This is a genomic window from Rubrobacter tropicus, assembly GCF_011492945.1.
Lineage (GTDB): Bacteria > Actinomycetota > Rubrobacteria > Rubrobacterales > Rubrobacteraceae > Rubrobacter_D > Rubrobacter_D tropicus.
Map to the genome: position 1 here is coordinate 3484977 of NZ_CP045119.1, position 12181 is coordinate 3497157.

General features: G+C 67.8%; 11 protein-coding genes. 6 read left to right on the plus strand and 5 right to left on the minus strand.

Translation table 11 applies throughout. The features are described from left to right. Positions 1-6: 6 nt before the first annotated feature. The 3 genes from GBA63_RS17570 to GBA63_RS17580 form a co-directional block, all read right to left on the minus strand. Positions 7-1350, minus strand: coding sequence for a glycosyltransferase family 4 protein (locus GBA63_RS17570; protein WP_166178184.1), 1344 nt, complete (start codon positions 1348-1350; stop codon positions 7-9). A gap of 249 nt (positions 1351-1599) precedes the next feature. Further along, the gene (locus tag GBA63_RS17575; RefSeq protein WP_166178186.1) at positions 1600-2541 is read right to left on the minus strand and encodes a glycosyltransferase family 2 protein; all 942 of its coding nucleotides are present in this window, start codon (positions 2539-2541) and stop codon (positions 1600-1602) included. Continuing rightward, positions 2538-3539: a sulfotransferase family protein gene (locus GBA63_RS17580; RefSeq protein WP_166178188.1), complete on the minus strand. Its 1002-nt coding sequence runs from the start codon at positions 3537-3539 to the stop codon at positions 2538-2540. Before GBA63_RS17580 ends, GBA63_RS17575 begins: the two co-directional genes overlap by 4 nt. Before the next feature lie 248 nt (positions 3540-3787). On the opposite strand from GBA63_RS17580, the gene GBA63_RS17585 reads away from it, so the two are divergent. The 6 genes from GBA63_RS17585 to GBA63_RS17610 all read left to right on the plus strand — a co-directional run bounded on the left by GBA63_RS17585 (position 3788) and on the right by GBA63_RS17610 (position 10780). After that, positions 3788-5284: an N-acetylmuramoyl-L-alanine amidase gene (locus GBA63_RS17585; protein ID WP_228282153.1), complete on the plus strand. Its 1497-nt coding sequence runs from the start codon at positions 3788-3790 to the stop codon at positions 5282-5284. A gap of 76 nt (positions 5285-5360) precedes the next feature. Then, a complete protein-coding gene (locus GBA63_RS17590; RefSeq protein ID WP_166178190.1) occupies positions 5361-6464 on the plus strand; it encodes an N-acetylmuramoyl-L-alanine amidase in 1104 nt (367 codons plus the stop codon). Positions 6465-6754: 290 nt separating this feature from the next. Next, the gene (locus GBA63_RS17595; RefSeq protein ID WP_166178192.1) at positions 6755-7600 is read left to right on the plus strand and encodes an ABC transporter permease; all 846 of its coding nucleotides are present in this window, start codon (positions 6755-6757) and stop codon (positions 7598-7600) included. Next, entirely contained in the window at positions 7597-8910 is a 1314-nt protein-coding gene (locus GBA63_RS17600) for an ABC transporter ATP-binding protein (RefSeq protein ID WP_166178194.1), read from the plus strand. Before GBA63_RS17595 ends, GBA63_RS17600 begins: the two co-directional genes overlap by 4 nt. A gap of 5 nt (positions 8911-8915) precedes the next feature. After that, entirely contained in the window at positions 8916-9929 is a 1014-nt protein-coding gene (locus GBA63_RS17605; RefSeq protein ID WP_166178196.1) for a glycosyltransferase family 2 protein, read from the plus strand. After that, positions 9926-10780 (plus strand): glycosyltransferase family 2 protein, encoded by an 855-nt coding sequence (locus tag GBA63_RS17610; protein WP_166178198.1) that lies wholly within the window; start codon positions 9926-9928, stop codon positions 10778-10780. Before GBA63_RS17605 ends, GBA63_RS17610 begins: the two co-directional genes overlap by 4 nt. Before the next feature lie 146 nt (positions 10781-10926). On the opposite strand, the gene GBA63_RS17615 is transcribed toward GBA63_RS17610, so the two are convergent. Further along, complete coding sequence (locus tag GBA63_RS17615) at positions 10927-11784, minus strand: alpha/beta fold hydrolase (protein ID WP_166178200.1); 858 nt, start codon at positions 11782-11784, stop codon at positions 10927-10929. A gap of 2 nt (positions 11785-11786) precedes the next feature. Continuing rightward, positions 11787-12179, minus strand: a complete 393-nt coding sequence (locus tag GBA63_RS17620) for a PPOX class F420-dependent oxidoreductase (protein ID WP_166178202.1) — start codon at positions 12177-12179, stop codon at positions 11787-11789. Positions 12180-12181 lie beyond the last annotated feature (2 nt).

A 12181-nucleotide genomic window follows, 5' to 3' on the forward strand; every position in this document is an offset into this window, starting at 1 on the left:
TCGGTACTATTTTTCGCCCGCGAGGTCGGCGTAGACCTCCTCCAGCTCCCCGGCGTACTCGCCGACGGTCTTTACGGGCCCGATGCCGGCCTTGAGCCTCTCCAGGAGGCCCGGCTCGTCGACGAGCCGCCGCAACTGCCGCGCGAGGTCCCCGACGTCGTCGAGCCGGAAGAGCAGCCCGTTGTCTTCGTGCCGGACGAACTCGGAGATCCCGCCAAGGTCGGTGGCGACGACGGGCGCCCCGGCGGCGAGTGCCTCGAAGACGACGCCCGGCCCGTTCTCGTACCAGCGGGACGGCACGACGAGCACGTCCGTCCCGGCGAGCACCCGCCCAAGCTCCCCACCCGGGAAGAGTCCCGGCAGGCTTATCCTCCGGTCGCCGCCCGCGAGCCGGCGCAGTTCTTCCACGTATCTCTCGTAGCCCTCCCCGCCGCCGTGGACCGCGAGCGTGGCGTCGAGCTCGCGGGGCAGCATCCCGAAGGCCTTGATGAGCAGGTCGGGACCCTTGTGCGGCGCCAGCGTCCCCACGAACCCGACCCGCAGCGTCGGCGACGGGCGCCGGCGGGCGCGGGCCTCTCGCAGCCGGCCGGCGTCGATCCCGTACGGCGAGACCAGGGTCTTCCCGCCCGCCCCGACGCCGTTGCGCGAGAGGAGGTCCCTCGTAAGACTGGTGTAGGCGAGGAAGCGGTCCACCCCTTCCATCTCCTCCCGGATGCGGGCCGGTCGCTCCCGCACGTCGGCCACCTGCCGCAGAGCCCCGGAGGAGCGGGCGAGGGGCGTGCGGGAGAGAAAGCCCGCGGCCCGAACCGCCGCGCCGGACAGGTTGGCCCTCTCGCTGATGCGCGGGTCCGGGTTGCGGGACGCGATGCACCGGACGCAGTGGTGGGTCTCGGGGCCCTCGCACATTGCGCCGTCATGGCGGCGCAGGTCCACGACGGGGCAGACCGTCCAGAAATCCGCGGCCGTGAAGACCACTGGCAGGCCGAGCTGCTTGAAGGCCGGCACCACGCTCGCGGAGAGCCCCTGCAGGTGCATGGCGTGGACGACGTCGGGCCCGACCTCCAGCGCGTACTCCCGCGTCAGGGCCGCCATCTCGCCGTTCTCGTAGTTGAGGCGGTAAGGGCGCGAGGGGCCCTCCTCCGGCCGTCCAACCCTCCGGACCGGGACGCCTTCGTACTCGTAGTCCTCGGTCTCGTGGGGCCGGATGCCGCCCGGGAGGCTCCGCTTCGCGGCGAGGACGAAAGGCTCGTGGCCCCTGGCCTTCAGCTCCTTCGCCAGCCCGAGCGTCACGAGCTCGACGCCGGCGCGGCTCTCGGGGAAGAACTGGTGGGCGGCGAAGAGAATCCTCATGGGCGTCGATCAGTCTAACGTATGGAAGATCGCAATCCCCGTACCGAAGGGTCGAACGTTCCGGTCACAGCGGTTCGAGGAAGGATGGGGCCCGTTGCGAGTGGGCCACGAGTTGCGGAGGTTCTTAGGCTTTTAGGGGCGGAGGGTCGGGGCTCCCTCGGGGTTTCGTGACGCGCCCCTCAAGACCTCGGTGCCTCAATACCTCAAAACCTCACCAACACCAAGGTTCGGTCCTTATGCGACCCGCTATCAGACGCCCTTGCCGAGGAACGCGTTCAGGCGGGCCGGCAACCCGTCGCGCCTCGCCGCCAGGTACAGGCCCAGCTGGGACGGGACGGCGTACCCGACGGCGAGGGGCAGGGCCCACCATCCAGACCCCTCGTCCAGCAGGAGGAGGCGGCGGGTGAGATGGGCGGAGGCGAGTAGGGTGTTTTTGAGGAGAACGAGGAGGCTCGGGACGGGGGCGAGGTCGAAGAGGTCGAGCAGGAGCAGGCCCTCCGCGTAGTGGCGGCGCAGGTTGTAGAGGGGACCGCGTTCGTGGGAGTGGACGACGGCCGAGCGGGGCTCGTAGACGAGCTTATGGCCCGACTCGACGGCCCTCTTGCCCCAGCGTAGATCCTCCCCGAAGCCGGTCTGTCCGAAGGGGATCTCCTCCCATACCTCGCGGCGCAAGCAGGAGCTGACGTTGTCGAAGAGGGCGAGCGCGCGGCGTTCGGGCGGCGCCAACGTCTCGTACGTTCCCCCGGCCGACTGCACCCGGCGGGCGGGGCCCGCGGTCGGGGCGTTCTCGACGAGGACGCGGGCAAGCGGGCCGCTGTCGGGGCGCGGTACCTGGCGCCCGTAGACCCCGGCGACGGAAGGATCCGCTTCGAGGTCCTCGACCATCGAGGCGAGCCAGAGGTTGTCGAGCGGCACGGCGTCCTGCACCAGCAGGGCTACGAAGTCCCCCTTCGAGAGGGAGACCCCGAGGTCGCGGGCGGCGCCGTGGTCGAAAGTGGAGGACGCCGTGCGATGCACATGGGCGCCCGACCGTCCCGCCATCTCTACCGTCCCGTCCGTCGAGCCGGAATCGAGGACGAGGACCTCGAAGTCGAAGGCCGTTCTCTGGGAGAAGACGGCGCGCAGGGTATCTTCGAAGGCGGGTCCGGCGTTGAGGGTGAGGAGGACGACGGAGGCCTTTGGCCGGTTCAACTCCCGGTACTCTTCCCTTCGGCGTAGAACCTCTCTATAACGGGTGCGGCCATCTCCCCGACGAGGGCGGCCTGATCCGGGGTGAGGTCCTCGCGCCAGCCGCCGGGCGTGCCCTTCCTGTAGAACTTGCCGGCGCCCTTCTCCTCCTTCGGCACGTTCTCCCAGGCGTGCTTCGCGACGACGCGGTCGAGATCCGCGCCACCGGCCGGGATGCCAAGGTCGGAGTAGACGCGGCGCATCGTGGCGGGGGTGTCGGCGACGAGGTCCTCGTAGCGGACCAGCGTCTTCTTGCCCGTGTGGGCTTCGAAGGCGCGGAGGGCGGCGCCGACGCCCTGCATGTAGGTGCGGGTTCTCAGGCGGACGAAGGCCTCCGGCTTGCGGTCGGCGAGCGCCCGGCGGCCGACGGCGCCACGGCCGAAGCGCTCTCGGTGCCAGCCGCCCTCGCCGGCCGCGTCCAACATCGAGGCCACGACGTCCCTGGGGTCCCGGATCAGCACCACCATCCGGCTCTCCGGCAGCGCCTCCATCAGGATGGGCGCACCCACGGAGCCGTTCGGCTCCTTCACGACCAGGTACTCGTCAGGCTTCAGCTTCGGGTTCGAGTAGCCGGCGCCGTCGAGCACGAAGTTCCTGACCGAGTGGGTCCATCCTTTTCGTATCGGGTCGCCCATCACGTAGTCGGCGGAGCGGAGGTTCTCCTTGGGAGCGCGAGAGTAGAAGTCCCCGAACAGAGCGCCCACCATCGGCTCCTCCCAGACTTTATGCTTCGGCATTTCGCCCATCATGCGCCGCAGCCACGTGCTGCCGCTGCGCCCCGAGCCGAAGATCCAGACGACGTTGGCAGGGTTCACGCCGCCCGCGCGCCCTTCCGCGAGCCTGACCCGGCGGCGCCTGCCGGAGAACCTGCGCCGGAGCTCGACGAGCGTCCGGCTCTTTTTCGCCGCTGGGCGCAGGAGGTCGCCGAGCATTCGGGCCCGGTTCCTGAGGGCTTCAAGCACCGCGAGGCCGGTACTCGGGGGCGTGGTCTTCGTACCTCGGATACAGGATCAAAAAGGGTCCTCCGCCGCGCGAAGCCGCGCGGTCATGGCCGGGTGAGTGTTCAAGGTCCGGAAAAAGTATGCCCAAACACTTAAGTTTTGCCAAGTTGTCGGCGATAATGTCTTCCAGCACAACCTTATTTTCTCTTGGAGGGGGAAAGTTGAAGAACAGAGCGGCGGTCTTATTGACCCTATGTATAGCGCTAGCTATGGGGATCGTGGGGTCCGGCGCCCAGGCCCAGGAAGCCGAGAAGCCCTCCCTCGCCGAAGAATTCTCGCGGGCGTCGGACGAGTACGGCGTCCCGCAGGAGCTGTTGCGGGCGATGGGCTACGTCAACACCCTCTGGGAGATGCCGCCGCCCGACGCGAGCCCCTACGAGCCCGGAGACCTCCACGGCCGCGGCGCCTACGGCCTGATGCAGCTCCAGCAGAACCCGTCCAAAGACACGCTCGGCAGGGCCGCGCAACTGACGGGCCTCACGGAAGAGGAGCTCAAGAACGACCGCGCCGCGAACGTCAGCGGCGGCGCCGCGGTCCTCGCGGATATCGCCGGCGAGGACAAGCCCTCGGACCTCGACGGGTGGTTCGACGCCGTCGCGGAATACGGTGGCACGCCCCTGTACGCCGAGCAGGTCTACGAGACCCTGAAGAGCGGGGCGTCGGGCATCACGTCGGACGGCGAGAAACTGGAGTTGACCCCGCGGGAGGGGGTCGAGACGAAGTCCGGGGCCGTAAGCAAGGCGGCGGGGCAGTACGGCGGCTCCACCTGGTACGGGGCCCACCCGAACAACTACTACGAGGGCCGGACTTACAGGAGAGAGACCTACGACATAGACAAGATCGTCATCCACGTGACCCAGGGTTCGTGGTCGGGTTCCCTCAGCTGGTTCCAGGACTCTCGTGCCGGATCTTCGGCCCACTACACCGTTCGTTCTTCTGACGGCAAGATCGGCCAATCGGTCCGGGAGGGGGACACCGCCTACCACGCCGGCCACTGGTACACCAACCTGCAGAGCATCGGCATAGAGCACGAAGGCTACGTCAGCGCGCCGAACAGGTGGTTCACGGACGCCATGTACCGCTCGTCGGCGAGGTTGTCCGCCTACCTCGCGAAAAAGTACAGGATACCCATAGACCGCAACCACATCATCGGCCACGGTCAGGTCCCCGGGTGCCCCGGCACGGGGGGCGGCGTCTCCTGCCACACCGACCCGGGCTCCGGCTGGAACTGGGACAAATACATGAGCCTGGTAAGGAGCTACGCCGGCGCGGGAGGCGGGGGAGCCCCCAGCCCCTACACGCAGACGGTGGACAACGCCTCGCCGCGGTTCGAAGCGTCGAGCCGTTGGATAGCGAGCACCTTCCGCCAGGCCCAGAGCTACGGCACAAACCACAGGGTCCTGAGGACGCCGCTCTCGTTCGACGACAACGCGAAGTTCAAGCTCCGGGCACCGGCCAGAGACAAGTACTCCGTCTACGCCCGCTGGCCGGCCGACGCCGGCTACAACTACCGGACGACCTTTCTGGTCAGGGGCCTGAACGGCTGGAACAAGGTGGTCCGCACCCAGAGGGCCAACGGCGGCAAGTGGGTGTCTTTGGGCGACTACACCTTCCCGGCCGGCGACTCCTACAAGGTGCAGGTCTCGAGCAGGAGCCCCGTTAACGGCTACATAGTCGCCGACGCGGTCAAGATCGTCCGCAGGTAGCAACGCGCCTTGCGAACCCGGCCGCGGTCGGGTTAAGGTGTCCCCGAACTCGGAAGCAAGACCGTGAGGGGGCAAGATGCGTTCCGAGGACATCCACCGCGGGCTCGACCGCCGGCGGTTCCTGAAGATCGGTGGCGCGGGCCTCGCCGGCGCCGTACTGCTCGGCACGACCGGGGGCCGGAGCCTGGCCCGGGCGGGGCGGTCGCTCGGCGCCGAGTTCGAGGCCGCGTCGAGGCGCCACGGGGTCCCGAAAGACCTGCTGCTGGCGATGGGCTATGCGAACACGTTCTGGGAGATGCCGCCGCCCGCGACCACGGACTACGAGCCCGGAGACCTGCACGGCTTCGGGGCCTACGGCGTCATGGGGCTCTACCAGAACCCGTCCAAAGACACGCTCGGCAGGGCCGCGCAACTGACGGGCCTCACGGAAGAGGAGCTCAAGAACGACCGCGCCGCGAACGTCAGCGGTGGGGCCGCGGTCCTCGCGGACCTGCAGGGAAAGATCAGGCCGGATGAGTCGGAAGCCTGGCAGGAGGCGGTCGCAGAGTACGGCGGCATAGACCTGTACGCCAGGACCGTCTACGAGACCTTGCGCGAAGGCGTTACGGCGACCATCTCGACCGGGGAGACGCTGAAGCTCCCGGCCGACCAAAGCGTCGCGGCGCCGAGGACCGTCAGCACCAAGGCGGCCCGCCGCGACTACCCTTACGCCTACTGGCGCGGCGCCTACGGGGGCAACTACACCAACGCCTACAGGGAGAAGTCATACCCCATAAACCGGCTGGTGGTTCACGTGGTGCAGGGCTCCGCGGCGGCGGCCATAAACTGGTTCCAGGACCCGAGGGCCAACGTCTCGGCCCACTACGTGGTCGGCAGGAGGGGCGGGGTGGTCCAGTGCGTGCGGCACTCGGACGTAGCCTGGCACGCGGGCAACTGGTACTACAACACGAGATCCATCGGCATCGAACACGAGGGCTGGGCCGGCAGGCGCCAGACGTGGACGGACCGCATGTACAGGGCGTCGGCCAGGCTCGCGGCTTACTGCTGCAGGAGGCACAAGATCCCCGTGGACCGAAGGCACATCCTCGAACACAGGTGGGTCCCGGGCACCGACCACTACTGTCCCGGACGCTACTTCGACTACGAGAGGTACCTGCGCCTGATCCGCCGATACAAATAAGCACGCTCGCTTCGCGAACTTGTCAGCCCGCTCCGGCCTACGGCCTCCGCTCTCGGCGCGCATCGGGCCTGCGGCCCTCGCTCTCAGCCTGTCAGTTCTCCGCCTTATGAAGCCCGACCGGGCCGCGCGGGGCGCGGCGGTCCGGGTGCCGGGAGGCGTAACATGTACAGATGACTTGCTGACGAGGCGCGAAGCGCCGGGCTGACAAGCCGCCCGAAGGGCGGAGCGTGCTGGAATTCCCGGGCCGAGGGCTTACACTACCGGGTGGCGTTGGCGAAGCAGGGGAACATTTGACCACCTACACCTCCGGAGAGAGAAAGAGCATCGCGGGCGGGTTCTTCGACGGGCTCGCGACGTTCTGGCGCAAGCGGTGGTTGCTCCGGTACTTTATCCAGCGGCAGGTTACCCGCAGCTACAAGCGGTCTTACCTTGGGATCTCGTGGATACTATTGAGCCCGCTGGTCTGGGTCTTCTTTCTCACGCTCATCTTCTCTGATGCCGTCGGGATCAGGGTAAGGATCGTCGATGACCACCCGAACCTAAACTTCGGGCTCTACCTGTACTGCGGCCTCTTGCCGTTCCTCGCCTTCTCGGAGGCGATGAACAAGGGCATGAACAGCATCAGGAGCAGCTCCGGGCTGGTGCAGAAGGTCATCTTTCCGCTCGAGTTGTTGCCCTTCACGAACGCCATGGCGTCCATGGTCGACAAGTTCTTCGGGGCGGGGGCGCTCGTTATAGCGGTGGTCTTGTCTGGGATGAGCCTTCACTGGACGGCCCTGCTGCTGCCCGCCGTGATCGCGCTGCAGGTGCTCTTTATCCTGGGGCTCACGTATTTTATGTCCGTCTTCGGCACCTACCTGCCGGACCTGGGTGAGATCATGCGGCCCGTGATCCGGGGCATGTTCTTCCTAACGCCCATCATCTGGACGCCGGACAGGCTGCCGGAGTCGATCCGATGGGTCGTCGACTACAACCCGCTGGCGTACCTGGTGAACGCCTACAGGGAGATCTTGCTGTTCGGCAACCCGCCGGGCGGGCTCGCGACCCTCTACTTCACGTTGTTCTCCGTGGCGCTCTTCGTCGCGGGGTTCGCGTTTTTCAACCGGGTCAAGTGGGGGTTCGCGGACAGGCTATGAGCTCGGTCGTCTCCCTACAAGGCGTTGGTAAGCGATACAAGGTCTCCTCCAGCCGCTCCTCCTGGTTCAAGGACATCTTCCGCCCGGGCAAGACCAGCACCCACGAGTTCTGGGCCGTCGAGGACATAGACCTCGAGATAGAGCGGGGCGCCACTTTGGGCATCCTGGGGCGCAACGGGGCCGGCAAGAGCACGCTGCTGCGCATGATCTCCGGCGTCTCGCAGCCGACCACGGGCACGGTCGAGGTGAGGGGCAGGCTCGCGGCGATCTTCTCGACGGGGGCCGGCTTCAACCCGGAGTTCACGGGCCGCGAGAACGTGATGCTGAACGGCCTGATCCTTGGCATAGAACGCGACGAGATGCTCGCCCGCATGGGCGATATAGAGGCCTTTGCCGACATCGGCGAGTTCATGGACCAGCCCATAAAGACTTACTCAAGCGGGATGCGCTCCCGTCTGGGCTTCGCCGTCGCGGTGAACGTCGAGGCCGAGGTGCTGGTTTTGGACGAGGCCCTCTCCGCGGGTGATGCGGCCTTCAAGAAAAAGGCGCTGCAGCGGATGTACGACCTGCGCGACTCGGGGACGACGGTCCTCTTCGTCTCCCACAGCCTCGGCATGGTGCAGAGGTTCTGCACCGAGGCGATCCTGCTCCACAAGGGCCACCTCGTCACCTCAGGCGAACCCGAAGAGGTGGTGAACAGCTACCGCGAGCTGCTGGAGAACTCCGAAGACGGCAAGAAGGCCCGCCAGGACGAGAAGGAGCGGCAACTGGAGTACGCCGTGGACCACGAGGACGAGGACGACACGCCTTTCAGGAACGGTCCGCCGGCCCCGGCGGCCGGGGGAAAGGTTCCCACCGGCGAGGCGACGGTCCTCGGGGCGGAGATCCTGGACGGGGACGGCAACCCCGCCCGCGCGGTCGCCTCGGGCTCGGAGGTCACGGTAAGGGTGCGCCTCCAGTACGGGCGGGATGAGGAGAAGAGTTCCGCGGTCGTCACCGTGCGCAACGCGGCCGGCCTCCCCGTCTTCTCGACGACCACGGGGGACGGGGGGGCCACCCTGGGGCCGCGCTCGCTGGGCGAACGCGCCTCGGTAGACTTCGCCTTCGGGGTCCCTTTGCGTCCGGGGACCTACACCCTCGACACGGCCGTCCTCTCCCCCAGGGACGGCGGAACGTGCCTGAGCCGGGCCGAGGCCGCGGCCACCCTGGAAGTCGTCCCGCCAGAAGACGGGCATCCGGTTCGGGGCCTGGTGGACCTTCCTGCCGAGGTCAGGGTCCTCGACCCGGCCGAACGGGAAGCCCCCGGCTGAGGGCGGTGCCCCCCCGCGTCACGGTGGTCGTCCCAAACTGGAACACCAAAGAGTTCCTGGGCCCTTGCCTGCGCTCCCTCCGGGGCCAGACGTTCCGGGACTTCGAGACGGTGGTGGTCGACGGCGCCTCCACAGACGGGTCCGTGGAGTTCGTGGGCGAGAATTTCCCAGAAGCCCGGACCATCGCCCTGCGAGAGAACCGGGGTTTCTCCGGCGCGGTCAACGCCGGGATAGAGGCGTCGGAGGCGGAGTTCGTGGTGCTCCTCAACAACGACACGGAGCAAGACCCGGGCTGGCTCGGCACCCTCGTGCGGGCCGCGGAACGTCACCCCGCGGCCGGCCTCTTCGCCAGCAAGCTCGTGGATTTCCGGGATCGGAACCGGCTCGACGGGGCCGGGGACGCGCTCAGGCGGAGCGGGCTCCCGTACAGGCTCGGGCACGGGGAGGTCGACCGCGGACAGTTCGAGGTCGAGGAGTTCGTCTTCGGGGCGTGCGCTGCGGCGGCCCTCTACAGGCGTTCGGTCTTCGACGAGGTCGGGCTCTTCGACGAGGATTTCTTCGCCTACTGCGAGGACGGGGACGTGAGCTTCCGCGCCCAGCTCGCGGGCCACCGTTGCCTCTACGCGCCTGGCGCGGTCGTCTACCACGTCGGCGGCGCCTCAACCGGCGGCAAGCGGAGCGCCACGGCCACCCGCCTCGGCACCCGCAACGGCCTGCTCCTGCTCGTCAAGAACCTGCCGGCTCCGCTCGCGTGGCGCTTCCTTCCCTCTATAGTGCTCGGCCAGATCTCACGCCTCCTCGTCGTCTCCCTCTCCCCCGGCGGGCTCAGGGCCCACCTCGAAGGGCTCGCCGGCGCCTGGCGCCTCCTGCCGAAGATGAGGGAGAAGCGGCGGAAGATACAGAACACGCGCCGCGTCTCAGACGCCTACCTGCGGGAGCTTCTGGTCCGGTCCTCCCGCCGGGCGGCGGAGAGCCGGCGGCGCCGGATCAAAGACTCCCTGCAAGCCGGGATCCGGTGAAGTTCTCCGTCGTCATCGTCAACTACCACTCCTGGCCGCTCACGCTCGCGTGCGTGGCCTCGCTGCGGGCGACCGGCCGGGAAGACGTCGAGATCCTCATCGTAGACAACGACGCCGAAACGGTGCCCGACCTCCCCCCCGGCGTCAATCTCGCCCGAAGCGGCGAGAACCTGGGCCTTACGAGGGCCTGGAACCGTGCGATCCCGCAGACCACCGGAGAGTTCGTGGTCCTACTGAACCCCGATACCCTCGTGGAGGAAGACTTTTTCGGGCAGATGGAGGCGTTTTTCGAGGGCGAGCCTTCGGCCGGGGTGGCGGGACCGCGCATACTCGACGCGGACGGGGAGTTACAGCTCTCCGCGCGGCGGGAGATCTCGCTTCTAAGCGGCCTCCTCGGCCGCACCTCCCTCCTCACCCGCCTCTTCCCGAAGAGCCCGCTGGTAAAGAACCAGTTCCCGGCGCTGGAGGAGCTGGCCGATCCCACAAAGGTAGACTGGGTCTCGGGGGCGTGCATGGCCGTGAGGCGCGAGACGCTAAGGGATATTTCCCCCCTGGACGAGCGGTTCTTCCTGTACTTCGAGGACGCGGACCTCTGCCGCCGCGCCCGCGAGGCCGGATGGCCCGTCTTCTACCTGCCCGACGTCGAGGTGCTGCACCAGACCGGCGGCAGCAGCCGCAGCAAACCGAAGGCCATCTGGCTTCTCCACAAGAGCGCCTTCCTCTACCACCGCAAGCACGGCCCCCACGGCCCCATGAGCCTATACAGCGCCGTCATCCTCGCGGGCCTAGCCGCCCGCGCCCTGGCGAAGCTCCTCACCTCGGCAGCAGGACGCGTCCTGGAGAAAACGTAGGAACAAGTCGGGTCCGCTCTTGAACCGGCTTCAGCCATCAGCCTTCAGCTAGTGCAAAAAGCTGATGGCTGAAAGCGGAGGCGAAGCCGCAGCGGTCCGATAGCTGACCGCGCGGTTCGAAGAGGCAAAAGCCTCTGCACACCGCTTCAGCAGAAGAACGCCCGGGCTTCCGCCAACGTCTCCTCCGGCACCTCTTCGGGGATGTAGTGGCCGGAGTCGACGGACCTGCCGCGCACGTCGCCGGCCCAGCCGCGCCAGACTTCGAGAACGTCGTACCACTCTTCCAGGTTGCCCTTGCTCCCCCAGAGGGCGAGCACCGGGCAGGTTATGCGCCTGCCGGCCTCCCGGTCTTCGGCGTCGTGCTCGAAATCTATGGTGGCCGCGGCGCGGTAGTCCTCGCAGATGGCGTGGATGGTCTCGGGGTCGCGCAGGCAGCGGACGTATTCGTCCATCGCCTCGGGGGCCAAGGTCTCGCTGCCGCCCCTGAAGAGGGACTTCTCCGGGTTGGCCGCCAGCAGGCGCTCGGGCAGGTCGTAGGGCTGGGCGAGAAAGAACCAGTGCCAGTAGCCAAGGCCGAAGGACATGCCGGCGCGCGAGAAAGCCTCCCACGTCGGGACGATGTCGAGGACGGCGAGCTTCGTCACGGTTTCCGGGTGGTCCAGGGCCATGCGGTAGCCCACGCGGCCTCCGCGGTCGTGGCCGCAGACGGCGAAGCGCTCGAACCCGAAGTGGCGCATCACGGAGATCTGATCTTCCGCCATCACCCGCTTGGAGTACGGGAAATGGTCCTCGTCCGTCTCGGGTTTGGAGGAGTCGCCGTAGCCGCGCAGGTCCGTGGCGACCACCGTGAAGTCTTCGGCAAGGCGCGGGGCGACGAGGTGCCACATCGCGTGCGTCTGGGGGTTGCCGTGCAGGAGCAGGAGCGGGGGGCCGGACCCGGCCTTGAGGGCCGGGATCTCCACCCCTCCCACATCGACCCTCTCGCTCTCGAAACCCTCGAACAAGACTACTCCTTCTCCACCGGCGGGCTGAGCTCCAGGAAGACCAGATCCTCCGCGGAGCCGATCAGCCCCTCGACGAACTCGAAGACGCGGTACTGCCAGCCGTACTTGCTCCGCAGAGCCCGGTCGGCCGGGCCGCCCTTTTGCTCGTCCGTCAGGCTGGCGACGGCCCGCACGTCGCGGCCCTTCGGGCGTCCCCTGAAGTCGCTCGGGGCGAGCGCCACCTCGGGGTTGTTTCGGATGCGTTTGGCCTTGCCGGTGTTGCGCCCCGTGGTCACGTAGAGGTTATCTCCGACCCTGGCGAACCAGACGGGCGTGGGGACGGCCTCGCCGCTCTTTCGGAAGGTGCTCAGGCGCACGTAGCGGGCGCCTTCGAGGGCGTCGAAGGGGTTCGCCACGG

Excerpts from the sequence above, each read along its gene's own strand:
- GBA63_RS17570 (WP_166178184.1), bottom strand. The coding sequence starts at position 1,350 with ATGAGGATTCTCTTCGCCGCCCACCAGTTCTTCCCCGAGAGCCGCGCC.
- GBA63_RS17585 (WP_228282153.1), top strand. The coding sequence starts at position 3,788 with ATGGGGATCGTGGGGTCCGGCGCCCAGGCCCAGGAAGCCGAGAAGCCC.
- GBA63_RS17590 (WP_166178190.1), top strand. The coding sequence starts at position 5,361 with ATGCGTTCCGAGGACATCCACCGCGGGCTCGACCGCCGGCGGTTCCTG.
- GBA63_RS17600 (WP_166178194.1), top strand. The coding sequence starts at position 7,597 with ATGAGCTCGGTCGTCTCCCTACAAGGCGTTGGTAAGCGATACAAGGTC.